This window comes from Constantimarinum furrinae (genome assembly GCF_014295415.1).
Classification (GTDB): Bacteria; Bacteroidota; Bacteroidia; order Flavobacteriales; family Flavobacteriaceae; genus Constantimarinum; species Constantimarinum furrinae.
On the sequence record NZ_CP052909.1, the window covers coordinates 2,360,093 to 2,385,573 of the forward strand.

Sequence of the window (25,481 nt, forward strand, 5' to 3'; positions counted from 1 at the left end):
AATGAGGATCATACCTGCAATCGATATTATTGAAGGAAAATGTGTTCGGCTCACCAAAGGAGATTATAACACAAAGAAGGTTTACAATGAACATCCGCTAGAGGTCGCGAAAATGTTTGAGGACCACGGAATTCGCCATGTACATCTCGTAGATCTTGATGGTGCCAGAGGCAAGGGAATTGTAAATGCCGGAGTTTTGGAGTCGATCGCGACAAAGACGAACCTACAGATTGATTTTGGTGGTGGACTGAAATCTATGGCCGATGCGGTTACCGCATTTAATTCTGGTGCCTGCCAGATCACGGCAGGAAGTATTGCCGTTACAGACCCGGGACTCTTTACAGCATGGATTGAACGATTTGGTCCGGGTAAGATCATTCTTGGAGCCGATGTTAACCATAAGAAGATTGCTGTTAACGGATGGCTTGAACCTACAGAAGTTGAACTAATTCCTTTTATAAAAAAGTACAAGCTCCTTGGAATTCATGAAGTGATCTGTACCGATATCAAAAAGGATGGGATGCTTCAAGGGCCCTCTGCGGCACTGTATAAGGATCTGCTAAATAAGGTTGATGGCTTGGCGTTGATCGCGTCCGGTGGAATTACATCGATGGACGATATTGTAGGGCTGTCTAAGATCGGTTGCAAGGGAGCCATAATAGGGAAGGCGATTTACGAAGGACGTATCTCTTTAAAACAATTAGAATCATACATATCATGTTAGCAAAACGGATAATTCCCTGTCTTGATATTAAGAATGGAAGAACTGTAAAGGGTGTAAACTTTCTAAATATGAGAGATGCCGGTGATCCGGTGGATCTGGCAAAGATATATTCTGAAAAAGGTGCCGATGAATTGGTTTTTTTAGATATATCGGCAACAGATGAAGGCAGAAAAACTTTATCGTCCCTGGTTCTGCGCATAGCTGAAGCGGTGAATATTCCATTTACAGTTGGCGGTGGAATTCGCTCTGTGGCGAACGTTAAGGAGCTACTTGACAGTGGAGCCGATAAGGTTTCGGTGAATTCTGCGGCAATTAGGAATCCTGCGCTCATCAATGAACTTTCCGGAACATATGGGTCACAATGTATCGTTGTGGCAATCGACGCAAAACTAATAGATGGTATTTGGAAGGTCTTCCTTAACGGTGGAAAACTAAAGACTTCATTAAATCTGTTTGATTGGGCCCTGGAAGCTGAGCAACGTGGGGCAGGGGAATTATTGTTTACCTCTATGGATCACGATGGGACTAAAAACGGATTTGCCAACGAAACGCTTAAAAAACTTTCAGAAACCGTAAATATTCCAATAATTGCTTCAGGAGGTGCCGGAAGTTACGAACATTTTACCGATGTGTTTATACGCGGAAAGGCCGACGCAGCTTTAGCTGCAAGTGTTTTTCATTTTCAGGAAATAACCATTCCGAAGCTAAAAACCAATTTAAAACAACAAGGAATAGCAATACGAATTTAGAACTCAAAATATGGAAATAGATTTTTCAAAAAATAACAATGGATTAGTGCCGGCTATTGTGCAGGATGCCAATACCAAATTAGTCCTTATGCTGGGATATATGAATGAAGAGGCTTATAACGAAACCAAACGATCGAGAAGAGTAACCTTTTTTAGCAGAAGTAGAAATAAGCTATGGACTAAAGGGGAAGAAAGCGGACATTTCCTGGACTTGGTAGAAATTTCAACCGATTGCGATTCAGACACCTTGTTGGTCATGGCAAATCCTTCGGGCCCGGTTTGTCATAGAGGAACAGATTCCTGTTGGGGGAAGTCTAATGAAGGTACACTAGTATTTCTCGACACACTCGAAGCTGTTATTGAGGCAAGAATGCACGGCAAGAACACAGAGAATTCCTATGTTTCATCACTGTTTTCTGAAGGGATTAATAAGATGGCACAAAAAGTAGGGGAAGAGGCTGTAGAGGTAGTGATTGCTGCTAAGGATGACGATAAAGTCGAGTTTCTGAATGAAAGCGCCGATCTCTTATTTCATTTTTTGGTTTTGCTGCGGGCGAAAGGATGCGATCTAAAAAATGTTGTCGATGTTTTAAGCGAAAGACAGAAATAACTTATATTAGATTTTCTATCTTTAATCTTACAATCTCACATTCGATCTATGGCCAAAAAAAGAAAAAGGAAGCCTTTTATTACGAATATACGTCCGCGATTTCATAAAAATGAGATTCCGGGTACGGTCAAATACACAGGTAAAAAGCAATCTCTTGTTACAAAAATTGAGCTTATAGATTATTCCAAGGATCATTATATAAGGTTGGATTCTGAAGATATTCAGGATGCCTTTAAGTTTGAAGAGACCGACAACATCACCTGGAGTAACATTAACGGGCTTAATAATACCCCCGAAATTGAAATAATAGGGGATCATTATAATTTACACCCGCTAATTCAGGAAGATATTGTCACTACCAATCAGCGGCCAAAGATCGACGAATATGAAGATTACCTCTTTTTGGTATTTAAAATGCTACACTATAATGAAGACGGAGAATTTGTTAATGAACACGTGAGTATGGTATTGGGCAGTGACTATGTGGTAACCTTTCAGGAAGCCGATGGAGATGTTTTTGACGGTGTGAGAGAGCGTCTTCAAAATGCAAAGGGACGTATAAGATCCGCCGGAGCCGATTACCTTATGTTCGCCTTACTCGATGCCGTTGTGGATAATTATTTCAGCGTAATTGAAACGTTAAGTGAAAAGATAGAAGTTCTTGAAGATCAGTTGTTTGATGACAACATTAAAGATGATATTACTCAGGATATACAGGAGTTAAAAAAAGAGATCCTCCGTATAAGACGAGCGATATTACCGTTGCGGGAAGTGATAAATCGATTGGAAAAAATAGACTCTAAACTAATCGATGAGCGGACTCATAATTATATTCGCGACCTCTATGATCATATCATACAGGTTAGTGAAAGTGTTGATATCTACAGGGAAATGATATGGGGTCTCATGGATATGTACATGACTACCATTAGTAACAAAATGAATGAAGTCATGAAGGTATTAACCATTATGGCCTCTATTTTTATACCCCTAACGTTTATGGCCGGAATCTACGGAATGAATTTCGATTATATCCCCGAACTCCAATATAAATACGGATATTTTGTTTTATGGGGGCTAATGATCCTGGTTTTCCTCGGGATGTTGTACTACTTTAAACGTAAAAAATGGCTCTAAAATCCAAATTAAAAGGATCGAATTTATTCGATCCTTTTTTAGTTCATTGTATAGAGTAAGTCAGTATTATCTCAACCAGCCTTTTTGTGCGGCTCCCTTACTGTAGAAATACAAAAATATTCCTACGGCTATCACTATGAGTGGCATTATAGCGGACGTTGGACCAAGAATATCCATGATCTCTGTTCCAAATAACCAGTATCCCATTTGGATTAGTAAAGCCAGCAAAGAAATTCCGAATAAAGTAATGGCTAACTTCTTTCTGAGTAGCAGAAAAAGACAGCCTAAGACTCCCGCGAATACTGCGATCGCGAAGACATAGCTGTACCAGGATGGCATGTTGTTGATGATATTTAGTTCTTCCGCCGAAATCATATCTGTTAATGAATCTGCCAATACGGTAGATAGCAAATATTGATAAATTCCCATTAAGTTCCACAATAGCGCGAGCACCGCTATGATCCAAAATCCTGTGTTGGGTTTGTTAGTTGTCATATTCATTGGTTTTAGAGTTGTACCTTATAAAAATACGTATTTTAGTTTATATTTATTAGATCAAACCCTTCCTCTATGAGTGTATCTGTTCCAAAATCTGCTTTTAACTTCCTGAATGATCTTAGAGAAAACAATCATCGTGACTGGATGCAGGAACACAAAAAGGAGTATCAGAACAATGAAAAGCTATTAAAAGAATTTTATAAAGCTGTAGAATCCGGGCTCAATGAAACCGATGAGATCGCGAAAGTGAAAATTTTTCGAATCAACCGCGATATTAGATTCAGTAAGGATAAAACACCCTATAATGTTCATCGCAGTGTGAGCTTTAGTAGGGCAGGAGAGCACCGCAGGGGCGGTTACTATTTACGTTTAGAGCCCGGGAATACCTTTATGGCCGGCGGATTTTTCGATCCTAATCCTGCAGATCTGCTTCGGATTCGCAAAGAATTTGAAACCGACGCCGCTCCCATCCGTAAGATTTTCGAACAAAAGGATTTTAATGAGGCCTTTGACGGATTTGTAGAACGCGATCCTGTTAAAACGGCTCCCAAAGGATTCAGTAAAGAAGATCCTAATATTGACCTTATAAGACATAAAAGCTATTTTGTTGTGCATCCGTTTAAAGACTCGGAGGTGTTTTCAACTAATTTTAAAGATAATTTACTGTATCATTTTAAGCTTCTTCGTCCTTTTTTCGACTATATGAGCGAAGTTTTAACCACCGACCTCAACGGAGTTTCCACGATTGAACACTGAAAAACAATCAAATACGTATAATTTAACCAAAAATTCTTGTTATTATAAGTCTTTTGGCTTATAATTGCTTTTTATAAGTCTACAGGCTTATAATCATTCTTTATAAGTCTACGGGCTTATATTCTGAAATTATTAGTCTTTTTACTTATAATTTAGAAACGATCGATGAAAAAAATAGCGGTAATTAGTGGCGACTTGATAAACTCGTCTCAGTATGAACCTAAAACACTGACTTCGGTGCTCAAGGTGTTAAAGAAGGAATTCAAGGTTATTGAAAAACAATATCCTGAAGAAAAGATCTATTTTTCATTATTTCGAGGCGATAGCTTTCAAGGCGTCATTGAAAATCCGCAACTGGCACTTACTATTGCCTTTCAGATCAAGACAGCCGTAAGCAGTTATACCAATGTGGAAGATCGTCCAAAAAATGCCATCCCTTCTGCCGATGTACGTATTTCTATTGGAATAGGGGAGGCTGAATACGAAAAAGACTCCATTGTAGAGGGAAATGGAGAAGCTTTTCAGTTTTCAGGACGTACCCTGGACGGAATGAAATCTGAAGGGACAAAAATGGCCCTAACCACTGCAAATAGTGAAATTAACGAAGAGTTTAAAGTACATCTCAAATTTTTGGATGCTACCACCGATCGATGGTCCATCGCCTCTGCAGAGGTGGTCTATTATTTAATTAATAATCTAAAAGAGCAGGACATCGCTCACAAACTGGATCGGAGTCAGGCCGCTATAAATCACCGTAAAAAGGCCGCAGGTTGGGATGAAATTAAACTATTGTTAGAACGCTATTCCCAAATAGCTAAAAAACACTTTATATGAATCCTGAACTTATCCTAGCATTACAGCTGTTACTGGCTCATGTGATCACCGATTTTTTACTGCAAACCCAGTCGCTGGTAACGCAAAAACAACAGAAAAAAGCAGCTTCTCCGTTCTTATACATTCACTCCATTTTAGCAGGACTAATCACTTATGTGATCATTCAGGATTGGAGTATGTGGATGGTGCCTGTGATCATTTCGGTAACACATTTCTTAATAGACCTCTGGAAACTTCACCAAAAAGAGGATTCTTTGCACTATTTCCTGTGGGATCAATTCTTACATCTGCTTGTTTTACTGGGGATCTGGTTGTACTTAACTGAAAATTTTAGCGAAGTGATTCCTTTTATCGGTTCACTTTTTACCACTAAGACTGCGTTAGTTTATATCATTGGCTATGTAATTGTGATCTTTCCTATAGGGTTTATTATAGGGAAGGCTACACAGCGCTGGCAGGAAGAAATAGCTCAGGAGGACGGACTCTCAAGTCTCGAAAAAGCAGGGCGCTATATCGGGATCTTTGAACGTATTCTGGTACTTACTTTTATTATGACCGATAACTTTTCGGCCATTGGCTTTTTAATCGCTGCAAAATCTATTCTAAGGTTTAGTGATAAGAGTAAAAGCGGTGCACGAAAGCAAACCGAATATGTGCTTATAGGAACCCTAATGAGCTTCGCGCTCACCATTATAATTGGGTTTTTAATGCGCGTACTCGTATTCTAGCAGTTGTATATTGTTTTTGATCCTGTCCTTCACTATATTCATCATTCGTTTGTTTAATGCTGAAGAATTCTGAATGTAGATTTCGTATTCCTCAACGGTAAATTGACCAATGATGATGCCTTTTAGTGAATTTCTGAATTTCATATCCTTGTGGATGGCATTCTCGACGTAATCAAAGCGCTTTTCCAGGGAAAGATCATAAAACACATTCTTGTGTTTGGCAATATAATTTCTGAAAACGGCCACTAATAATTCATTCTGAAGCTTTGCCACCGGGCGCAAAGTCCGGTTCTGAAACACTTCGTCTGCAGACATTGAATCATTCACTATGGCTGAAGCAATTACGGGTCTGAGTTCTAAGAGGGAAATATCACGGGAATCCATAAGTGAGCGGGTTTTAATAAAAGTAGGAATTGCCGCTCTTTTAGAAGCTCATCGCTTCAGAAGTTATAAACTATGTTTTCAACAGTTTTTCAGTTAAATTCCTCTTAAACATTCCAATGTTGACGCGGTATTCCATACTTTTAAAAGAAAAACATGAGCACCGTTACTTCCATAAACCCATATACCGGGAAGGAAATAGAATCATTTAAAACCCATACTAAGAAAGAAATTTCTGAAATACTTCAAAATGCCGATAACCGATTTTACTCCTGGAGAGAAACGTCGTTCACCGAGAGAAAAAAGCTCATGCTGGCGGCTGCTTCAGAGCTAAAAAAGAATAAGGAAGAATACGCGAAAACTATGACGGCCGAGATCGGGAAGCCCATCGCTCAATCCATCGCCGAAATTGAGAAATGTGCCTGGGTTTGCGAATATTACGCCGAAAATGCAAAGGAACACATGAAGAATGAGATCGTAAAAACCGATGCATTTAAGAGTTATTGCAGCTATGAACCTCTTGGAGTGGTGTTGGCCATAATGCCGTGGAATTATCCGTTCTGGCAGGTCTTTCGGTTCGCCGCACCGGCGTTAATGGCGGGCAATGTGGGCATACTTAAACATGCCTCCAATGTATTTGGTTCGGCATTGAATATAGAAAAAGTGTTTAAAAGGGCCGGATTCCCTGCTAATTGTTTTTCCACACTCCTTATTGGAAGTGATTCCATTGAAGCGATCATTGAAGATCCAATGGTCAAGGCTGTGACACTCACAGGAAGTGGCCCCGCAGGCTCCGCAGTAGCTTCAGCAGCCGGAAGAATGATCAAGAAAACCGTGCTGGAGCTGGGAGGAAGTAATGCGTTGGTAGTGTTAAAGGACTGTGATATGGATGCTACGGTCGACACTTGTGTTCAGGCACGATTTCAAAATACGGGTCAGAGTTGTATCGCAGGAAAACGGTTATTGGTAGATAGCTCTATTTCAGAAGAATTCATTGAAAGACTAGTAAAAAAAGTGAGGGAGTTGAAAAGTGGCGATCCCGCAGATGAAGATACGTACATTGGTACCTTAGCCAGAGAAGACCTTGCCAAAGACCTTGAATCGCAGGTGAAACGATCGGTTAAAAAGGGAGCCAAGGTCCTCATCGGTGGAAAACGACAAAACGCCTATTTTGAGCCCACCGTACTGGCTGATGTCACACCTAAAATGCCTGTGTTCAATGAAGAAACCTTCGGGCCGGTATTATCGGTTTCAACCTTTAAAACGCTGGATGAAGCTATAGCGCTTTCCAATGACTCGAAATTCGGATTAGGAGTATCGGTATTCACCAAAGATATAAAAGCCGCAGAAGACATCGCTTACCGTTTTAATGAGGGAGCCGTCTTTATCAACGAGTTGGTAAAGAGCGATCCGCGTTTACCCTTTGGGGGTATTAAGGAAAGCGGCTATGGTAGGGAGTTGAGCGAGCACGGAATACGAGAGTTTTTAAACCGAAAAACTATTTTTATAAACAAATAAAAAGCCCCACGTATAGTGAGGCTTAGTACGTTAACATACCAAAGATATTAGTCCTTCTTAACGAATTCTTCTCTGCTTTTTATATCAGGTATAGAAATCTCATTTTTTGCCAGAAAGCTCATAAATTTATCCCCTTGCTTGTCCATAATGGTTGCAAAACGCTCCTTGGCCGTATTGAATTCTTCAGTAATTAGCTCAAGATTCATTTTCTGCGCTCCCGATACCCGATCGTAACTAGTTGCGATTCCGCTGTACAGGTCTCCCATTTTTTCCCGTAATTCGGGTTCGGCGGAAGCCACATAATTATCACCGGTTGTGATAACTAGATCGGTTCTTAAAGCTTCAAGATCATCATACAGCTTTTGAGCCTGCTTTTTCCCTTTAGGATGCTTTTCGATCACTTCTTTAGTCTTATCCTGAATTTCGTTGATCTTATACACCATATAAGCCAGATCTTCTACCATAGTATACATGGTTTGCGTAAGTTCTTCCTGTTCCTTACGTTCGGCTAGGGTGGTAAGTGCGGTATCGTCATATTTCAGTTCAATCACCTGTTCGTAAGAATCCTTTCCTTTTGTAAGGATCACCTTGTATTTTCCCGCCGGAACTCTTGGTGCTGTAAATCCGCCAAACGACAAGGTTTTTCCTTCAGCCATCTTTGGGATCGTGGTGTTGAATCCCCAGTTAACAATATTGATCCCTTTAGATTTTCCCGGACTTAAGGAAGTGATCTTATTTCCTTCCATATCCTGAATTTCCATGGTCATCTTTCCGAAGGTATGTCGCTTCTGCAAATAATAAACAATGCGGGCAGCTGTACTTTTATTGGCACCTACAAATTGAGTTTCTGTACCGAATCCACCCGAAAATCCGCCTTCTTCTACCATGGTTACCGGCTTGGTTTTAAAGAAATGCACATCCTTGGAGAGTACTTCTTGGTTCAATTCCCGCAACGGACTAATATCATCAATGATAATTACACCTCTACCGTGTGTTCCCATGACAATGTCATTTGTTTTTTTCTGAAGATCGATAAAATGAACTGCGACAGGAGGCATGTTGTTGGTAAAATGCGACCAGTTTTTTCCACCATCTATAGTCACGTATAAACCAAATTCAGTCCCGAGGAACAACAGATCCTCGTTTACGTAATCTTCCTGAATGTTTCTTACAAATGCATTTTCCTGAATATCGGGTGAGATGATCGATTTCCACGTTTTACCATAATCTGTCGTCTTAAGTGCATAAGGTTTCATATCACCACTTGTATGCCCCTCAAATACGGCATAAGCGGTACCTTTGCCGTGAACACTGGCTTCGATATGGTATACCCAGGTATTCTTCGGAATTCCGATGAGATTAGCCGTTACATTGTTCCAGTTCTTTCCACCGTCTGTGGTCACTTGAACGTTTCCGTCGTCTGTCCCAACCCAGATCACATTGGCATCCAATGGGGATTCGGCAATGGTAAAGATTGTTGTATGATTTTCGGCACCGCTGTTATCTACTGAAAGACCTCCGGATTTCGATTGATCCTGCTTGGTTGGATCGTTTGTAGTGAGGTCGGGAGATATGATCGTCCAACTGTCACCCATATCGTCTGATCGATGTACGAACTGACTTCCCATATAAAAGCGATCGGGGAAGTGGGCGCTTACCGCCATTGGAGCATTCCAGTTAAAACGAAGTTCCGGATCCCCTTTTTTAGGTAATGGTTGTATGGTCTTAGTTCTGTTGCGATCCACATCGTAGCGCCACACATTTTCGGCGCCCTGCATTTCAGAATAGATTATGTTTTTTGTTGGATGCTTTAATACTCTAAAACCATCGCCTGCCCCAACGCTGTTCCAGTCTCTGGCATTTACTCCACCGGGAGAGGATGAGGGTCCATACCAACTTCCGTTATCTTGTAATCCGCCATAAACGTTATACGGTTCGGCATCATCAACACTTATGTGATAGAATTGAGAAAGGGGCAAATTCTCGACGATCTCGAATGTAGTACCGCCATTCCATGATCGATATACCCCACCATCGGTTCCCGAATACATAATATCACTGTTGTGAATATCGAAGGTGATGTCATGGATATCACTGTGCATATTCCCTAACGATTTAAAGGTTTTTCCACCATCCCGACTAATAGAACCGTTTAATCCGCCTTTTACTACGATATCCGGATTTTTTGGGTCGATGGTAATTCTTGAAAAGTAAAACGGACGTACCGTAAGTCCGAAATCATTATTAAGATGTTCCCAATTTTGGCCGGCATTGGTGGATTTCCACAGGCCGTTCTTACTTTTATCTTCTGTCTCTAATACCGCATACAATATCGCATTATCACTGGGAGCGATCTGCACGGCAATTCGTCCTAGTTTACCCGATGGAAAGCCATTGTGTATCTTATTCCAGGTTTTCCCACTGTCTGTAGATTTATACAGTGCACTGTTTTCACCACCCGAATTAAAGCCCCATGCCGTTCTTCTGAACTGCCACATAGAAGCGTATAAAACGTTTGGATTCTTCGGATCCATGATCACCTCGGCTGCGCCGGTACTTTTATCAATATATAGGATCTTATTCCAAGTCTTCCCGCCATCTGTTGTCTTATACACACCTCTGTCTTCGCTGTCGCTCCACAACGCTCCCAATACTCCTACATATACTTCATCGGTATTATTCGGATTAATAGCTATGGAAGCAATACGTTCACTTTTTTCAAATCCGGGTATTTCTTTCCAGTTGGTACCTCCATCGGTGGTCTTATACAATCCGTCACCAACCGACACCGAATTACGCGTCCAGGTTTCTCCTGTACCAACCCAGATCACCTGATCGGGGTCTTTTGGATCCAGTTTTACCACGCCAATAGATTGTACATAATCATCGAAAATAGGAGAGAAGGTGGCTCCTCCGTCATTCGATCTCCATACGCCGCCTCCGGCTGTACCCGCGTAAAGTACTCTGGCATTGGTAGGATGGTTTTCAAGGTCGTTTATTCGTCCGCTCATTAAGGCCGGTCCAATATGCCGTGCCTTCATGTCTCCAAAAAGTTCCTTTCCTTTTAACGACACTTCCTGAGCCTTGGTGACCACTGGAATGATGAGAAGAGAAAAGAATAAGATCAGTAATTTTTTCATCGATAGTGTTTTTGGTTAGAAAATTATTTATGCTGTAATTCAGGTAAAAAAAATCCCCTAAAGCGGGGATTTTTTAATGTTTCAGTATCTAATTATTCAGGAAAGACAAACATTGCTTCGTCTATTTCCGGATTTATAACGATCTCTGTGATGGTTACAGGTTGGCCCCCCATAGTCATAGCAAACGGGAAGTACAATCCATCCACTTCCTGATAGTCGCTCATGGTATCTGTAAACTTCTGTCCTTTCATTGGTCCTACCATAGCTTCCGCTTCGGTGGCGATAGGGACAAAGTTTTCAGCTTCAAAATAATACGTTGTAATATTTGGAGTTTCAACTCCGTCGGCCATAACAGGTAGCTGAGTGAGTTTAACTTTGTAAGTTTCTGTTCCTTCCATGGTCTCTTTCCCTATCAGCTCTACCGTATACCCTTTTTCTTTGTAATTTAGGAAAGGTGAAGGAAAGTTCCCAGACTGTTTTTTCATGTTCTCGGTAGCTTCAGCATCACTTTTTTCAGGTTGCATGGTCATAAAATTTGTAGTCCACATCGTTTCTCCATCAAAGGAAAACTGAGTCATTTCCTGTCCCTGAATATTAATCTTTAAAAGTTGTTTCCCATCTTTAGTCTGGTACATTTCAATCGGGATAGTCATTCCCTGTGCATTTACAGACCCAACAAATTTTATCGATTCCAGATTATTCCAATTGTCAACACCTCCGGTGTTCTCGAAATAATTTGCGATAATTTCGTCAACATTCTGAGCATTTACGGGTGCAAATGCAACCAAAAACAAGACGATACTTAGTGTTTTAAATATTTTCATTAGTAGTGTTTTTTTAATTTTACGTAAAAGTAAGTCGACCAACCGTATAAAGTGTTACATCGCTTGATTAATTTTTTTTCTTTTTTAACATATAAATTCCATGAATAGTTCAAGACAACAATGAATTACTAATGTTCATAGGATTTATCGATTAGTATGTATAAGATAAGTTGCATTCTTCTAAAAGTCAAGTTCAACCTTTTGTACCCCTTCTGCTTGTTCTTTAGCGCGCTTCAATTCATCTGCCGTAGGAGGTGTTGGCGCCTGTTCTTCCTTTAAATTGGGTTCAAAACTTAGATGTGTATAGGTTGGAAAATGATCTGAGTTGATATCTTCTCCCAGCTCAAGCTCAATTACTCTGAATTCAGAAGAAATAAATATATGATCTAATGGCCATCTGAAAATAAAACTTTTGGCATTAAAGGTATTATAAAAACCTCGACCTTTTCGTACATCAAGGAGTTCTCCCACGGTTTCGAATAAAGAGGTAGTGGCAGACCATGCAACATCGTTAAAATCTCCCAGAACTATTACGGGTAATTCACTCTGTCTACTAAGGTTGGCAATTTTCATCATTTCGGCATCTCTGTCTGAAGAGCTGGGATTATGTTGCGGCATAGGAGGAGTTGGATGTATATTGTACATCTGTATGGTGTCTCCGTTGCGCAGGATTAGTTTCGAATGGATGGAGGGAATGCTGTCGTCCACAAGGTATTGCACGGTTGGATCTACAAGTTTTAATTTTGAATAAAGCAACATGCCGTAGGTGTTGTCCAGCGGTACTTCTACCCGATATTGATAATGTGATGGGAGATCTTTTACGATGTCATCCCGCCATCGTTGATTGGTTTCAACAAATAACAGCACGTCGGCATCCCTTTTTTCAATTTCCGCTATAAGGTGTTTCGATTCCTTATTATCCTGAAACACATTCGCTGTATACAGTTTAATATCAGATTCGCCAATCGGGTTTTTTATATCTTCAGGGCTTGAGGCTTTATTAACAGCGAACGGTGCCATTGGCGTATACGGATAGATCTTGGCAACCTGAAAAATAAAACAGCCCAATATAAGGGCAACAAAAACATAATCCTCTTTGCGTTTAATATCAAACCGCATAAAATAGACAACCAAAGCGGTAAATGTTAGTATAGTTAATTGTATGTGTGGGAAATCGAACATCCTTATCCACCAGAAATCCATTGCGATAAATGGAATTAGGGTTAGAGTGATTGCAATACCTCCAAAAATATGTAAGAAGTTTTTTAACTTCATGCTATGGTGTTATTCTGTTAAAGTTAAGACTTTTTTCAGGTTGTAATTATTTCGTTGAAATATTTACAATGTCTTTTCCTGTAGGTAATTCAAATATTTCGAGTCCGAAGTAGGGCACAGCCGCAAGTAAATGGTCAAAAATATCGGCTTGTATATGCTCATAGTTTTCCCAGTTCTTGTCGTAACTGAAACAAAAGATCTCTATGGGAATGCCTTTATCGGTAGGTGCCAGATGCCGTACCATTAAAAAGAGGTCCTTGTTAATAGCCGGGTTTTCATGAAGCATGGCATCTGCATATTTTCTGAACACACCCAGGTTGGTTTGATTCTTCCCATTTATTAACAAGCTTTTATCTGCCTCTACTTGCTTGTTATAATGGTTTACATCTTTTTGACGATGATCTATATACGGAGCGATCAACTGAATTTTTTTTAGATCTTCAAGTTCTTCCGGAGTAAGAAATTTGATCGAACTTTGCTTTATAAATATGGCTCTTTTAATCCTTCTACCTTTAGATTCTTGCATCCCGCGCCAGTTCTGAAACGAATCTGCTATAAGACTATATGTGGGAATAGTGGTGTAGGTATTGTCAAAATTCTGAACCCTAACGGTCGCAAGATTTATTTCAGTGACATAACCGTCTGCTCCGTATTTACTGAATGTGATCCAGTCTCCAATACGTACAATGTCATTTACCGATACTTGTATACTTGCAACAAAACCCAGAATGGTATCCTTAAAGATCAATAACACGATAGCCGATGCAGCTCCCAGAGTTGCCAGACTGGTTATGCTATAACCGGTAAGCAGGTTTATGATAAAAAAAACACCCACCCCCCAAGCAAAGATCATTAAAACCTGTATATAGCTCTCAAGCGGTTTATCGTAATAATCGGGTTTGCCTTGTAAATAATTTCGAGTGGTTCTTAAAAGACTTCTAAAAACCAGAATACACAAAATTACCAGATAGATATTTGCCCCAACAAAAATGATCTTAGTAATTATTGGATATTCGATAAACAGAATTGGAGCGATCTCCCAAACTATGGCTAAGGGCACAAAATGAGCAATATATCTGGGAAAATTACTTTTCACAAGATAATCATCAAAAGTGGTTGCTGTTTTTACACTAAACGCTTTAAAAGCCTGCACGATCACTTTTCTTACAATAATGTCGAGAACTGTAACGACGAGAATAACGACCAAAAGATTGATAAATGTACCCAATGCAGCAGCAAGCCCAAGATGCATTCCCTGGTCTATAAAAAATTCCTGCAACCAGCAGGAATAGTATTTTAAAGCATCAAAATCCATCATAGATATTTATGTTCAACATAGAATGGGCCAAAGGGCAAAACAGAACAAAGTATCGCTATCATAAGTGTCAATAGCGACCAGTTTAGTTTCTTATACATGATAACGGCACCTATTACGTACATTATAAACAAAACTCCGTGTCCCATTCCCACCACCTGAACCATCTGCGGAAGCCCCCAGATGTATTTAAGAGGCATGGCAATTCCCAAAAGGACTAAAAATGAAATCGCTTCGAGGGTACTAATTAATTTAAACGTTTTTACAGATAGGGTCACGCGTTGAGATTTTGAACAAAGATACAGTAACTAAATTTCAAGCTCCAATTTTATGAATAATTTAAGTGAGATTAATCCTAAAACTAACGCTATAGACAGTATCTTTATCTTCAAACATCCTCTAAATGCACATATTACTACAATCCCCATCTGAAACTATAATAAACTCGGTTGAAAATTATTACGATAAGTTTCTTGGACTCCTTCCCAGAATCGCATTGGGAATTTTTATTATTGTTGCGGGAATAATCATTGCACAACTTCTAACCAATTTTTACAGAAAACGCATTTTAAAAAAGGCAACCGATCCACTTATGGCCAGGTTTCTTGCTCAGGCAATCAAGATCGTTCTAATTCTTATTGCCATAATGATCGCATTGGATGTGGCAGGATTACGCGGAATTGCAACCGGAATTCTCACTGCTGCCGGAGGTGCGGCGATCATTCTCGGATTTGCGTTTCAGGATATTGGGAAGAATTTTTTAGCAGGGATCATTCTGGCCTTTAACAGACCATTTCATATTAATGACACCATTAAAATAGCCGATATCTTCGGAAAGGTGAAAGCACTTAATTTCAGATATACCCATATAAAGACCACCGACGGCAGGGATATTTATATTCCCAATAGTGATGTACTTACAAAACCGGTAGAGAATTATACCGCTGACGGATTTTATCGTGTCGATTTTGTCGTGGGTATTGGGTATGAAGATGATATTGAAGCCGCAAAACAGCTGATCTACGCGATTCTGAAGGATCACGAGGGTATCGTTCATGACGATGAACATGATAATTTTGTAATTGAAGATGAGCTGGCTGCAAGTACTGTAAATTTAAAAGTCTTCTTTTGGGTAGAAACCATAGATTACCGAAAATCCTCGAGGATACTACGGGGTATGGTGATCAAAAAGGTGAAAGAAGCTCTTGCCGCCGAAGGATTCAACCTGCCTGCGGATATAACCGAATTAAAGCTCTATGGCAATGAAGAAGATATTCCGCTTCGCGTACGAAAAGATCCTAGAGATTATGAGTTAGGAGAAAATAAGCATTAATCACAGGGCAGGGGGTCGTTTAAAGTTCTATAGCTAAGATTCTTTTTATAACTAAAATGCCACCACTCAGTTCGAATGGTTTGAAAACCGAATTTTCGCATTCCCTCAAAAAGTAATTTTCTGTGCTGTAGAATTTCTTCCGAAAAGTTAAAGTTGTCAATATGTGCCGCTCTTCCGAAGAAATCATAGTCACTGCCCATTTCAACATAGCAGCCATCTAATGTAACTAAAGTAATGTCTACAGCAGCGCCTTTGTTGTGTACCGAACCTTTGCCGTAAGGATTCCCTACGTAGGTAGGTCGTGGGACTTTTTTAAACATTTTCTTCTGTACATCCAGCGGCCGGTAACAATCATAGATCTTTATCAAATAGCCTCTTTCACAAAAAAACTGATTTGCTTTTAATAATGCTTCAGCAACTTCAGGACGCAGTAAGCATTGCGCACAATCATAGAGCGTTTCACCTATAAAATTATTCGGGGTAGCATACCGTATTTCGTAATAAAATTCAGAAGAGAGTGATTCAATATTTACCAATTCCGGCTTATCGGTTTCTTCAGTAGAAAAATTCAGAAAAACAAATCCTAGAAATAAAACAATTAATGACTTCATAAGTACTAAAATTAATATAAAATGCCTACATACTGTAGTGTGGTTTGTAACTTTACAAAAAACCTATAATTATGAGCATATTACAATCGAAGATCGCATTAATTACAGGCGGAACCAAGGGAATTGGCTACGGGATCGCACAAAGTTTACTCGAACAAGGTGTTACCGTAGTGATCACAGGAAGAAATGAAGAATCGACAAATAAGGCTGCAATCGAATTAAATTCAAATGGAAATGACAGATCTCAGGCTATAGGAATGACTGCCGATGTAAGGGATTTTAATAGTATGCAACAACTTTCGGAACGAATTGTTAAGGAAATAGGCGAGATCGACATAGTAATTGCAAACGCCGGTTTAGGACATTTTGCTCCGGTAAATGAACTAAGTGTGGAGCACTGGCAGCAAACGATTGATACGAATTTAACAGGCGTTTTTTATACCTTAAAAACAACGGTAGAATCTTTAATCAAGACTAAAGGATATTTTATTAGTATTTCAAGTTTGGCCGGAACTAATTTCTTTGCAGGTGGAACGGCCTATAATGCCAGTAAATTTGGTGTAACGGGCTTTACACAAGCTGCGATGCTCGATCTTCGTAAGCACGATGTGAAAGTAAGCACAATCATGCCGGGATCGGTGTCGACCCATTTTAATGATAATGAACCCGACGATAGTGATGCATGGAAAATTCAGATTGAGGACATTGGGAAACTAGTTGTAGACCTTTTAACAATGAATTCTCGCACACTTCCCAGTAAAATAGAAGTACGTCCTACGAGTCCGCCATCAAAATAAGTTAGGCCGTCTTTTGCTGTAAATTCTGAAGCGGAAGTTCAATAAGTATAAAATCCGATTTCTTTGTACAGGTTATGGTGAGTGCTTCGGTGTACCGGGAAGCAAAGGTATCTTTGCTTTTTAGATGTGTGCTTTCATTTATTAGTAGGTCACCTTTTATAACATAGAGGATAACAGTATTCTCATAATGTTGCAATTGGTGTGTAAACGCTTTTCCTTTTTCTGAAGTACCTTTATAAATGCTGTATTGTTCAAGACCGGTAGCGTATCTATTATTAATCTGCAGAAGTGTATTAGAGCGCTCTTCGAGCTTTAGTATTGTGTTCTTAGGACTGTTTTTTTCTGAAGCTTTTCTTTTTATTTCGATCTCCAGACAGTGCAGATTTTCATCATAGGATTTATTAAATTCGTAATGCATGACGCCCGACCCTGTGGATAAAAAGCAGTATTCTCCATTTTGGGCAATCAATTTGTTTCCCAGGTCATTATTTTGCTCAATGATCCCTTTTAGAGGAATAGTGATGATGTCAACACTCCTGTGAAGTTGAGGGAGAAAACCCATTCCTGGCTTTAAACTGAATTCCCTGAGTTTAATAAAGTCGTCGAAAATCCCCTTTTTACCAATGTCTTCACAAACGTGATAGATCTTTGCAAAACCTCGGGTTTCCAATAATCTGTTGTCCGATTTAAAAGTAAAAGTTTGCATACGCCTGTATTTTTACATTACACATTACAACCGGGGAGTCACAAAAGGCGCTGTTACTATAAACCTAAGTTAGTAAAAAATTCGATAAAATGCATTTTTATTCGATAAAATGTTTATCGTGATATAATAATAAAATCAGATCGGCGGTTTACATCGTGTTGATCTTCACTGCATTTCACTCCGTCACTACACTCATTGAGTAGTCTGGATTCTCCGAAACCGTTTGCATTTGTAATTCGGAATTCTTCAATTCCCTTCGAAAATAGATAATCACGCGTTGACTTGGCTCTCTTGTCAGACAGCGATAAATTATAGGATGCACTTCCTCTCGAATCGGTGTGAGCTTCGATCTTTATAACCATATCGGGGTAAAAGGTCATTAATTCTACCGCTTTATCCAAAACCACCGCCGCCTCAGGGGTTACTTCCCACTTGTCATAATCGAAGTAGATTGGATCCATTTTAATTTTTTCAACCCCTTTGTCGTCTTTGACGATACGATCTTCGGCATTTTCAAGAAGGAAATTGATGGGACCCAGCATTTCTCTGTCCACCTGCCCTGTAATGGTGTCTTTGGTCTGTTCGAAATATCCGGTTTTTGACGCACTTACTGTGATCTTGTGGCCACAAGGAATTTCATAACTGTAATTCCCCAGACTATCGGTCATAACAGTAGTGTAGTCAATACCTAAAGAGTCTTTTAACCTTATCATGGCATTTGACAACGGACTATGGTCTTTTTGGTCTTTTAGATTTCCGTAAACGATCTGGTCACAAGCCAATGGTTTTCTTTTGAAATAATACAGATCATCATCGCCACGACCCGGTTTTCGGTTGGATGACAAATACCCCGATTCACCCGTGTTATCGAAGATAATTCCGAAGTCATCGTAAACAGTATTCACATTTTTTCCCAGATTTACAGCGGCATTTAACTTTTCGTCCGGTCCGAATTCACTTTCAAACAGATCGAGTCCGCCAAATCCTAAATGCCCGTCTGAAGCAAAATACAAGGTTCCATTAGAGAAGTGCGGAAAAAAGTCGTTTCCCCATGTATTGATCATCGCGCCGGCGTTTATTGGAGAAGAGATCATTCCGTCCTCATAGATCTTACAATAATAAATATCGGCTCCTCCATACCCTTCGGGCATATCTGATGCGAAAAAGAGGTATTTACCATCGGTACTCACCGAAGGATGACCCACAGAGTATTCTTTACTGTTAAAGAACAATTCTTCTTTTTCAACAATCTTACCGTCTTTTATTAGTCCCCGGTATAAAATGAAATGGTTGGTTCGTCCATTATCGAGGATGAGTTTACTTTTTTCGGCATAACTGGATGTGAAGAACACGACATCCGACTCAGGTACAAATGCAATAGTGGCATCGTGAAAATCTGAATTTATTTGTTTTGAAAATAGTTCCACCTCTTCAAGATCCCCGTTCTCTTTCTTTTTTGCGGTGTAAAGACTTAAGTAGGGTTGCTCGTTCCAAGCATATAATTCCTTCGAGGCCCCAGGACGTGAGGACGAAAAGATTACCCGATCCTTATAGATCACAGGGGAAAATTCAGAATATGCCGTATTAACTTCTAGATTCATTAAGGAAAATCGCGAAGGGACAGTATCATTCATAATTTCATAGAATGCAGCACTTTTTTTAGAATAGCTACTGACTTCCTCAAGATTGTTCCTTTTCCGAAAATAGTCGGTATATAGCTTATCAGATCGTTCATATTCACGGATTCCACGCATGGACCTGTAATATCTGTAAAAGTGGAATTCATCCAGATCACCGATCGCAACAAAAGCTTTTGCGTAGAGATCTGCAGCCTCTCTGTTATTATTGATAAAAAAATGAGCATCGGCTGCTTTCAGAAGAATTTCAGAGTCAGATTGAGTGGATCGCACAAGGATCTCATCATACAATTCAGCGGCTTCGGTATACGCCTTACTATTATATAGTTTTTCAGCCTTTTTTAAACTGCTTTGTGCAGAAAGATTGAAACAGATCAATAGGAACAATACGACAGTAATATTTTTCATAAAATCTGAATTTAGAAGAATCTGGGTGAGTTTATACGTTTGCTTTTCTGAACAAGGGTAAATCGGAGTACGATCTCGTGTGTTCCGGAGTTATAATCCTGTAGGTCTGTAAGAGTGTAATCGTATGAATAGCCTACAAATACCGAATCCAATATCTGAAAGCCCGCCAGTCCGTTTACCGCATCTTCATAACGATATGAAATCCCTAAGACAAAGCGTTCACGATACATCATATTGGCAGAAAAATCAACTACAACAGGAAAACCTGATAGATATTTTAAAAGAAAGGCCGGTTTCAGTTTTAAATCGGTTGTGACATCAAATACATAGCCTCCAATCAAATAATACTGAAGCTCCTCTTCAGCAACCGATTGTTGAATGTCATCGTAAAACTGGTTTGTTATGAAATCCGGCACAGACCCTCCCAAATACCAATTATCGCTGTACAAATAGATCCCGGCTCCCAGATTCAGGGTTAGTCTGTTGTCTATATTGTTATTAAAAACCGGATCATTTGGATCCTGAAACAGGCCTTTCGAATAGTCTACATTAAAAATATTTGCTCCTGCTTTAAGACCTAAACCTAGTTTTATATACGGACTTAACTGTAGCTTATACGAAAAATTACCATTGATAAGGACTTCATCTGAAGGCCCCAAAGCGTCGTGCCGGATATCGACACCAAGACCAATTTCATCGTTCCTCAACGGGGCATGTGCACCGAGCGATTGGGTTACAGGCGCACCGTCTATTCCTACCCATTGATCCCGATAGATTCCAACAATATCGAGTGTTTCAAGCGAACCGGCATATCCCGGATTTATACTCATCGGGTTATACATGTATTGGGTATATTGTGGATCTTGTTGTCCCAAGAATTCCTGTGTGCTGAAAAAAATAAGCACAACAAGTATTAGCTTACTATAATTTTTTAAGTTGCTCATATGGAATTATTTGTAGCGTTAGAAAAATTACTTCATTAAGAAAATCCATCCGGATTTTGGAATGAGATCGGTATTGATCTTAAGTATATAATAATAGGTTCCACTAGGGAGGATATCACCGTTATTGTCGACACCACTTATGTTTGCGGTTCCGTCCCATTCGTTTTGATAGCCCTGCTGTTTATAAACCAGGCTGCCATATCTGTTAAAAATCTGAAGTTCGTTATCGGGATAACTCTCTATACAGTCAATCACGAATCTATCGTTAATTCCATCGGCATTTGGAGAGAATTCATTGTAAACCACAAGACAAATGGGAAGAACACCAACTTCTACAATATTATTAGAGACATTGGCATCCTCAGGATCGGTTGTTGAAACTATTGCCGTATTAGTATAATCACCCGTTCCCAGCACACGAACCAGAACGGTCAGTACAGCTGTTTCGTTGGGAGGGAGGAAATCTATGGTCCAGATACCACTTAACGGGTCATAATTTCCAATAGTGGCATTAAAACTTATAAGTTCAAATCCGGATTGAATATGCTCCTGAACAATTACATTTTCGAAGCCATTAGGTCCTTCGTTGGTTACCGAAATGATAAAACTAATTTCATCTCCTATCATAGGATTGGGGTCACTTACTGTTTTAGTGATGGTGAGATCTGAGCATATCTCCACTGTTTCGTTGAATGTCACTAATGCTCCGGAATTACATTCCCCAACAGGATCATAAGAGACACTCACCATTGTGTTTTCCCACGTAGTCCATTCGACCCTAACAAAATTATCTACCGAACTACCACCTTCTATCACTATGCCGCCACTAACGTCCCAAATATAATTTTCGTGCCCAGGTTCCGTGGTATAAGTAATGATGGTTTCCAAACAAACCTGACTTCCGGCATCTGAAGAAATAGTAGGGGAGGTAACATCTTCAATTTGTACAGTTACTTCCAATCGGTTTGAACTCTCACAACCCGTAGCATTCGTAGCCGATGCATAATAGGTTAGTCCGTCAACAAGCGGTTCGGTAGTGGCATAAGGTGTGCCCCCCGTTGGCGCATCATACCATACAATGTTGGGTCCTGTTGCCTGCAGATCGGCTACCGTAGGATTGTCGATCACACAAAAGGTCTGCGTAGGATCGGTCGTCGTTGGGATAGGTGTGTCTTCGATCTGGGCGGTTACTTCAAGTCTGTTGGAACTTTCACATCCCGTGGCATTGGTAGCCGATGCATAATAGGTTAGTCCGTCAACAAGCGGTTCGGTCGTGGCATAAGGTGTGCCCCCCGTTGGTGCGTCATACCATATAATGTTGGGTCCTGTAGCCTGCAGATCGGCTACCGTAGGATCATCGATCATACAAAAGGCCTGCGTAGGATCGGTTGTCGTTGGGATAGGTGTATCTTCGATCTGGGCGGTTACTTCAAGTCTGTTGGAACTTTCACATCCCGTCGCATTTGTGGCCGATGCATAATAGGTTTGTCCGTCAACAAGCGGTTCTGTTGTGGCATAAGGTGTGCCCCCCGTTGGTGCGTCATACCATATAATGTTGGGTCCTGTAGCCTGCAGATCGGCTACCGTAGGATCATCGATCATACAAAAGGCCTGCGTAGGATCGGTTGTCGTTGGGATAGGTGTATCTTCGATCTGGGCGGTTACTTCAAGTCTGTTGGAACTTTCACATCCCGTCGCATTTGTGGCCGATGCATAATAGGTTTGTCCGTCAACAAGCGGTTCTGTTGTGGCATAAGGTGTGCCCCCCGTTGGCGCGTCATACCATATAATGTTGGGTCCTGTAGCCTGCAGATCGGCTACCGTAGGATCGTCGATCATACAAAAGGTCTGCGTAGGATCGGTTGTGGTTGGGATAGGTGTGTCTTCGATCTGGGCGGTTACTTCAAGTCTGTTGGAACTTTCACATCCCGTAGCATTTGTGGCCGATGCATAATAGATTTGTCCGTCAACAAGCGGTTCGGTCGTGGCATAAGGTGTGCCCCCCGTTGGTGCGTCATACCAATTAATGTTGGGGCCTGTAGCCTGCAGATCGGCTACCGTAGGATTGTCGATCACACAGAAGATCTGCGTAGGATCGGTTGTTGTTGGGATAGGTGTATCTTCGATCTGAGCGGTTACTTCAAGTCTGCTTGAACTTTCGCATCCCGTAGCATTTGTAGCCGACGCATAATAGGTTTGTCCATTCACCAGGGATTCGGTCGTGGCGTAAGGTGTGCCTCCCGTTGGGGCATCATACCAAATAATGTTGGGGCCTGTTGCCTGTAGATCGGCTACTGTAGGGTTGTCGATCACACAGAAGATCTGAGTGGGTTCGGATGTAGTAGGAGCTGGGGTATCGTCTATATGAACGGTTACTTCCAGTCTTAATTCGCTCTCACATCCATTTTCTATTTGAGCGGCATAATAGGTGAGACCATGGGTTAATGGATCTGTGATATGGTATGCGGTACCTCCCGTTGAGGCATTATACCATATAATATTAGATTCATTTACCTGAATATCACCAACTACCGGGTCATCGACAGCACAAAAAGTTTGAAGGGAATTTGTTGTTGTGGGTGCATCAGGTCGGCTAACATTCACTCCATAGAAATCAATGGATTGAGCAATGTTTACATTGAGCAAAGAAGTTAGCCTTATGGTGACCTTGTCGAATGATACACCGGGATCGAATGGAACAGAAGCTCTTTCCCCATTTTGTAATAAGGTTAACAGATCCAGAGTGATAAAGGAAGCCATATTATCTGAAAAAACTTGTAAAGTTCCGTTGTACGCACTAACCTGAATGTTATTCAATATACCAAGAGAAAGGAGCGTTGGATCGGTTTTAAATGTTATCTCAAATTCATCTTGTGGAGTGTATGGCGCAGGAAAATAAACATTTTGTTCAATGCTTGCGATAACACCTAATATTCCCAGACTTATTTCTGAAAAATTATCAGGGTCTTGATCGATCGCATAGTGCGCATTGGTAACACCGGCGCCACCAATGTTTATAAGATCTAAGGTGATTCCGGCACCATCATAATCTGTAAATAAAGGATCTATAGAGCATTGATTATCGGTATAATAAAAGGCATGGTAAACATTCATTGAGTGAAAAGTTCCCAGTAGGAGTGAATCGGTATTATCTTCTATATATACCTTATTGTAAGGCTGATCTGGAGTAATAGCAATATAGAAATTGCCCAATGCATCCTGTACGACTCTGAATCTTCCATTAAATGGAGGGATCTCACATGTTGCTGAAAAAACCGTAGCATCGCTGCTATCTCTTGCCTCAACGTTAAAATAGTGGTTTCCAAAAATAACCGTACCTATCGAATCGGCCAGTAGGCTACCTAAACTACCTCCGGTGAGGCAGTTTAAAAAATCCGGATCAAAGTCGATTCTAATATAGGTGGTTGTGTTTGCAGGAATGTTTTCCGGAAATTCTAATTCTAATTCCCCGGTATAATCTCCAACTCCGGCGACTAGGCCACCAAAAGAATTTAAGGTTGCGAAATTACTGTCTACAACCGTTGCATTAGCAGCGTTGTCTACATTACTTTCAAAAGTAACCTGATCGGCAAAAATGAAGTTCTGACTATAATTATTTGTTGTTCCAATAAAAAAAGTAATAAAAATCAAAAAAGAGGGCAACAGTTTTAATGGAGTAGGAAGAATTGGTTTCATAGGCTCTAAGAATTAAAATTTATCATTATAAAATCTGTTTAATTGGCGTAGATTTTATAGTTTAGAACTTGTTCGATTTTATATAATACCATTTGTGTTTTATCCCCTGTCTTCACATATTATTTCAAAAGGATTTATCTGATTAAGTGTTAAAAAAACAGGTTGTTAAACCAAATATATGTAATTTTATCTTAAAATATTGTTAAAATGTCTCAAAATGCGAATATTATAATAGATCGGTTAAAGCTAAGGTTAGGGCTTACCACCGATAATGAACTGTGCAAAATGTTGGATATTAAATACAATACTTTGTCTACATGGAAGAAAAGAGACACGCTCAATTTTAATAAGGTTATGGAATTATGCAGCGCCCATAATATTCCTCTTGATTATGCTTTCTTCGGGATTGAGGAAGTTGAAAAGGAAGCGAAGAAAGGAGTTGAGGACACAAGGTATTTTCACAGTGGAACGTCTGCAGAAGTAATCAAGGAGTTGAAACTTGTCAATACCAATCGCAATTTAATATTGCTTAAAGTAAACGAATCATGTAATCCTTCAATACTTTCGGGAAGTGTAGTAGTGGGGCAGAAGATTGGAAAGAAACATATCGGAGAAAATATTCTCTATATTATTCAGCTAATGTCTAAGAAATATATCGTGGATGAATTACGCTGTATTCACCTGAAGAAGAAACAATATGAATTTAAACATTGTAAAGATGATCATTCGTTGATCGTTTCTGATGAAAATATTTTAAAAGCATGGCAGGTCCTGGATAATTTTAATGTTAGTGAAATGCAACCTTCAGAACTTAAGTTAGTTTAAAAAAAAAACGGCTCCGATCATCGGAGCCGTTTTCA

23 protein-coding genes are annotated in these 25,481 nt (G+C 40.0%); 11 read left to right on the top strand and 12 right to left on the bottom strand.

Going from position 1 to position 25,481, the window contains the following annotated elements; all coding sequences use genetic code 11:
- The first annotated feature begins 1 nt into the window (after window position 1).
- The 4 genes from hisA to corA are packed head-to-tail and all read left to right on the top strand — an operon-like array spanning window position 2 to window position 3,220.
- The gene (gene hisA / locus ALE3EI_RS10850; protein WP_186988570.1) at window positions 2–724 is read left to right on the top strand and encodes a 1-(5-phosphoribosyl)-5-[(5-phosphoribosylamino)methylideneamino]imidazole-4-carboxamide isomerase; all 723 of its coding nucleotides are present in this window, start codon (window positions 2–4) and stop codon (window positions 722–724) included.
- A complete protein-coding gene (gene hisF / locus ALE3EI_RS10855; RefSeq protein WP_186988572.1) occupies window positions 718–1,473 on the top strand; it encodes an imidazole glycerol phosphate synthase subunit HisF in 756 nt (251 codons plus the stop codon). Before hisA ends, hisF begins: the two co-directional genes overlap by 7 nt.
- Window positions 1,474–1,483: 10 nt before the next feature.
- On the top strand, window positions 1,484–2,083 hold the full coding sequence (gene hisIE / locus ALE3EI_RS10860; RefSeq protein ID WP_186988574.1) for a bifunctional phosphoribosyl-AMP cyclohydrolase/phosphoribosyl-ATP diphosphatase HisIE: 600 nt from the start codon (window positions 1,484–1,486) through the stop codon (window positions 2,081–2,083).
- Between the two features lie 48 nt (window positions 2,084–2,131).
- Window positions 2,132–3,220 (top strand): magnesium/cobalt transporter CorA, encoded by a 1,089-nt coding sequence (gene corA, locus ALE3EI_RS10865; RefSeq protein WP_186988575.1) that lies wholly within the window; start codon window positions 2,132–2,134, stop codon window positions 3,218–3,220.
- A gap of 66 nt (window positions 3,221–3,286) precedes the next feature.
- Here corA and ALE3EI_RS10870 read toward each other — a convergent pair whose 3' ends face one another.
- Window positions 3,287–3,715: a hypothetical protein gene (locus tag ALE3EI_RS10870; RefSeq protein ID WP_186988577.1), complete on the bottom strand. Its 429-nt coding sequence runs from the start codon at window positions 3,713–3,715 to the stop codon at window positions 3,287–3,289.
- A gap of 75 nt (window positions 3,716–3,790) precedes the next feature.
- Here ALE3EI_RS10870 and ALE3EI_RS10875 point away from each other — a divergent pair, with 75 nt between their 5' ends.
- From ALE3EI_RS10875 to ALE3EI_RS10885, 3 genes are all read left to right on the top strand, one after another.
- The gene (locus ALE3EI_RS10875; RefSeq protein ID WP_186988579.1) at window positions 3,791–4,474 is read left to right on the top strand and encodes a DUF2461 domain-containing protein; all 684 of its coding nucleotides are present in this window, start codon (window positions 3,791–3,793) and stop codon (window positions 4,472–4,474) included.
- Between the two features lie 165 nt (window positions 4,475–4,639).
- The gene (locus ALE3EI_RS10880; RefSeq protein WP_186988581.1) at window positions 4,640–5,308 is read left to right on the top strand and encodes a SatD family protein; all 669 of its coding nucleotides are present in this window, start codon (window positions 4,640–4,642) and stop codon (window positions 5,306–5,308) included.
- Window positions 5,305–6,036, top strand: a complete 732-nt coding sequence (locus tag ALE3EI_RS10885; RefSeq protein ID WP_186988583.1) for a DUF3307 domain-containing protein — start codon at window positions 5,305–5,307, stop codon at window positions 6,034–6,036. Before ALE3EI_RS10880 ends, ALE3EI_RS10885 begins: the two co-directional genes overlap by 4 nt.
- On the opposite strand, the gene ALE3EI_RS10890 is transcribed toward ALE3EI_RS10885, so the two are convergent.
- Window positions 6,013–6,420, bottom strand: coding sequence for a glyoxalase (locus ALE3EI_RS10890; RefSeq protein ID WP_186988585.1), 408 nt, complete (start codon window positions 6,418–6,420; stop codon window positions 6,013–6,015). The genes ALE3EI_RS10885 and ALE3EI_RS10890 overlap by 24 nt on opposite strands.
- A gap of 153 nt (window positions 6,421–6,573) precedes the next feature.
- Between ALE3EI_RS10890 and ALE3EI_RS10895 the strand changes: the two genes are divergently transcribed.
- Complete coding sequence (locus ALE3EI_RS10895; protein WP_186988587.1) at window positions 6,574–7,935, top strand: NAD-dependent succinate-semialdehyde dehydrogenase; 1,362 nt, start codon at window positions 6,574–6,576, stop codon at window positions 7,933–7,935.
- Window positions 7,936–7,982: 47 nt separating this feature from the next.
- Here ALE3EI_RS10895 and ALE3EI_RS10900 read toward each other — a convergent pair whose 3' ends face one another.
- From ALE3EI_RS10900 to ALE3EI_RS10920, 5 genes are all read right to left on the bottom strand, one after another.
- The gene (locus ALE3EI_RS10900; RefSeq protein ID WP_186988589.1) at window positions 7,983–11,075 is read right to left on the bottom strand and encodes a VPS10 domain-containing protein; all 3,093 of its coding nucleotides are present in this window, start codon (window positions 11,073–11,075) and stop codon (window positions 7,983–7,985) included.
- Between the two features lie 92 nt (window positions 11,076–11,167).
- The gene (locus ALE3EI_RS10905) at window positions 11,168–11,899 is read right to left on the bottom strand and encodes an outer membrane lipoprotein-sorting protein (RefSeq protein WP_186988591.1); all 732 of its coding nucleotides are present in this window, start codon (window positions 11,897–11,899) and stop codon (window positions 11,168–11,170) included.
- 180 nt (window positions 11,900–12,079) lie between these two features.
- The gene (locus tag ALE3EI_RS10910) at window positions 12,080–13,174 is read right to left on the bottom strand and encodes an endonuclease/exonuclease/phosphatase family protein (RefSeq protein WP_186988593.1); all 1,095 of its coding nucleotides are present in this window, start codon (window positions 13,172–13,174) and stop codon (window positions 12,080–12,082) included.
- 46 nt (window positions 13,175–13,220) lie between these two features.
- Window positions 13,221–14,489, bottom strand: coding sequence for a mechanosensitive ion channel family protein (locus tag ALE3EI_RS10915; RefSeq protein WP_186992358.1), 1,269 nt, complete (start codon window positions 14,487–14,489; stop codon window positions 13,221–13,223).
- Window positions 14,489–14,767 carry a DUF3817 domain-containing protein gene (locus ALE3EI_RS10920; protein ID WP_186988595.1) on the bottom strand — a complete coding sequence of 93 codons (279 nt, stop codon included), beginning with the start codon at window positions 14,765–14,767 and terminating at the stop codon, window positions 14,489–14,491. Before ALE3EI_RS10920 ends, ALE3EI_RS10915 begins: the two co-directional genes overlap by 1 nt.
- Window positions 14,768–14,892: 125 nt before the next feature.
- On the opposite strand from ALE3EI_RS10920, the gene ALE3EI_RS10925 reads away from it, so the two are divergent.
- A complete protein-coding gene (locus ALE3EI_RS10925) occupies window positions 14,893–15,822 on the top strand; it encodes a mechanosensitive ion channel family protein (protein ID WP_186988597.1) in 930 nt (309 codons plus the stop codon).
- Here ALE3EI_RS10925 and ALE3EI_RS10930 read toward each other — a convergent pair.
- A complete protein-coding gene (locus tag ALE3EI_RS10930; RefSeq protein WP_186988599.1) occupies window positions 15,819–16,433 on the bottom strand; it encodes a M15 family metallopeptidase in 615 nt (204 codons plus the stop codon). The genes ALE3EI_RS10925 and ALE3EI_RS10930 overlap by 4 nt on opposite strands.
- 71 nt (window positions 16,434–16,504) lie before the next feature.
- Between ALE3EI_RS10930 and ALE3EI_RS10935 the strand changes: the two genes are divergently transcribed.
- Window positions 16,505–17,230: an SDR family oxidoreductase gene (locus tag ALE3EI_RS10935; RefSeq protein ID WP_186988601.1), complete on the top strand. Its 726-nt coding sequence runs from the start codon at window positions 16,505–16,507 to the stop codon at window positions 17,228–17,230.
- Window position 17,231: 1 nt separating this feature from the next.
- Here ALE3EI_RS10935 and ALE3EI_RS10940 read toward each other — a convergent pair whose 3' ends face one another.
- From ALE3EI_RS10940 to ALE3EI_RS10955, 4 genes are all read right to left on the bottom strand, one after another.
- Window positions 17,232–17,936 (bottom strand): pirin family protein, encoded by a 705-nt coding sequence (locus ALE3EI_RS10940; protein ID WP_186988603.1) that lies wholly within the window; start codon window positions 17,934–17,936, stop codon window positions 17,232–17,234.
- 113 nt (window positions 17,937–18,049) lie between these two features.
- Window positions 18,050–19,981 carry an OmpA family protein gene (locus ALE3EI_RS10945; protein WP_186988605.1) on the bottom strand — a complete coding sequence of 644 codons (1,932 nt, stop codon included), beginning with the start codon at window positions 19,979–19,981 and terminating at the stop codon, window positions 18,050–18,052.
- 11 nt (window positions 19,982–19,992) lie between these two features.
- Window positions 19,993–20,925: a PorP/SprF family type IX secretion system membrane protein gene (locus ALE3EI_RS10950; RefSeq protein ID WP_186988607.1), complete on the bottom strand. Its 933-nt coding sequence runs from the start codon at window positions 20,923–20,925 to the stop codon at window positions 19,993–19,995.
- A 27-nt stretch (window positions 20,926–20,952) separates the two neighbouring features.
- On the bottom strand, window positions 20,953–24,621 hold the full coding sequence (locus ALE3EI_RS10955; RefSeq protein ID WP_186988609.1) for an Ig-like domain-containing protein: 3,669 nt from the start codon (window positions 24,619–24,621) through the stop codon (window positions 20,953–20,955).
- Window positions 24,622–24,828: 207 nt separating this feature from the next.
- On the opposite strand from ALE3EI_RS10955, the gene ALE3EI_RS10960 reads away from it, so the two are divergent.
- Window positions 24,829–25,446, top strand: coding sequence for a helix-turn-helix domain-containing protein (locus ALE3EI_RS10960; protein ID WP_186988611.1), 618 nt, complete (start codon window positions 24,829–24,831; stop codon window positions 25,444–25,446).
- Window positions 25,447–25,481 lie beyond the last annotated feature (35 nt).

Coding starts and splice junctions, on each gene's coding strand:
- hisA (WP_186988570.1), top strand. CDS start 2: ATGAGGATCATACCTGCAATCGATATTATTGAAGGAAAATGTGTTCGG.
- hisF (WP_186988572.1), top strand. CDS start 718: ATGTTAGCAAAACGGATAATTCCCTGTCTTGATATTAAGAATGGAAGA.
- hisIE (WP_186988574.1), top strand. CDS start 1,484: ATGGAAATAGATTTTTCAAAAAATAACAATGGATTAGTGCCGGCTATT.
- corA (WP_186988575.1), top strand. CDS start 2,132: ATGGCCAAAAAAAGAAAAAGGAAGCCTTTTATTACGAATATACGTCCG.
- ALE3EI_RS10870 (WP_186988577.1), bottom strand. CDS start 3,715: ATGACAACTAACAAACCCAACACAGGATTTTGGATCATAGCGGTGCTC.
- ALE3EI_RS10875 (WP_186988579.1), top strand. CDS start 3,791: ATGAGTGTATCTGTTCCAAAATCTGCTTTTAACTTCCTGAATGATCTT.
- ALE3EI_RS10880 (WP_186988581.1), top strand. CDS start 4,640: ATGAAAAAAATAGCGGTAATTAGTGGCGACTTGATAAACTCGTCTCAG.
- ALE3EI_RS10885 (WP_186988583.1), top strand. CDS start 5,305: ATGAATCCTGAACTTATCCTAGCATTACAGCTGTTACTGGCTCATGTG.
- ALE3EI_RS10890 (WP_186988585.1), bottom strand. CDS start 6,420: ATGGATTCCCGTGATATTTCCCTCTTAGAACTCAGACCCGTAATTGCT.
- ALE3EI_RS10895 (WP_186988587.1), top strand. CDS start 6,574: ATGAGCACCGTTACTTCCATAAACCCATATACCGGGAAGGAAATAGAA.
- ALE3EI_RS10900 (WP_186988589.1), bottom strand. CDS start 11,075: ATGAAAAAATTACTGATCTTATTCTTTTCTCTTCTCATCATTCCAGTG.
- ALE3EI_RS10905 (WP_186988591.1), bottom strand. CDS start 11,899: ATGAAAATATTTAAAACACTAAGTATCGTCTTGTTTTTGGTTGCATTT.
- ALE3EI_RS10910 (WP_186988593.1), bottom strand. CDS start 13,174: ATGAAGTTAAAAAACTTCTTACATATTTTTGGAGGTATTGCAATCACT.
- ALE3EI_RS10915 (WP_186992358.1), bottom strand. CDS start 14,489: ATGGATTTTGATGCTTTAAAATACTATTCCTGCTGGTTGCAGGAATTT.
- ALE3EI_RS10925 (WP_186988597.1), top strand. CDS start 14,893: ATGCACATATTACTACAATCCCCATCTGAAACTATAATAAACTCGGTT.
- ALE3EI_RS10930 (WP_186988599.1), bottom strand. CDS start 16,433: ATGAAGTCATTAATTGTTTTATTTCTAGGATTTGTTTTTCTGAATTTT.
- ALE3EI_RS10935 (WP_186988601.1), top strand. CDS start 16,505: ATGAGCATATTACAATCGAAGATCGCATTAATTACAGGCGGAACCAAG.
- ALE3EI_RS10940 (WP_186988603.1), bottom strand. CDS start 17,936: ATGCAAACTTTTACTTTTAAATCGGACAACAGATTATTGGAAACCCGA.
- ALE3EI_RS10945 (WP_186988605.1), bottom strand. CDS start 19,981: ATGAAAAATATTACTGTCGTATTGTTCCTATTGATCTGTTTCAATCTT.
- ALE3EI_RS10950 (WP_186988607.1), bottom strand. CDS start 20,925: ATGAGCAACTTAAAAAATTATAGTAAGCTAATACTTGTTGTGCTTATT.
- ALE3EI_RS10955 (WP_186988609.1), bottom strand. CDS start 24,621: ATGAAACCAATTCTTCCTACTCCATTAAAACTGTTGCCCTCTTTTTTG.
- ALE3EI_RS10960 (WP_186988611.1), top strand. CDS start 24,829: ATGTCTCAAAATGCGAATATTATAATAGATCGGTTAAAGCTAAGGTTA.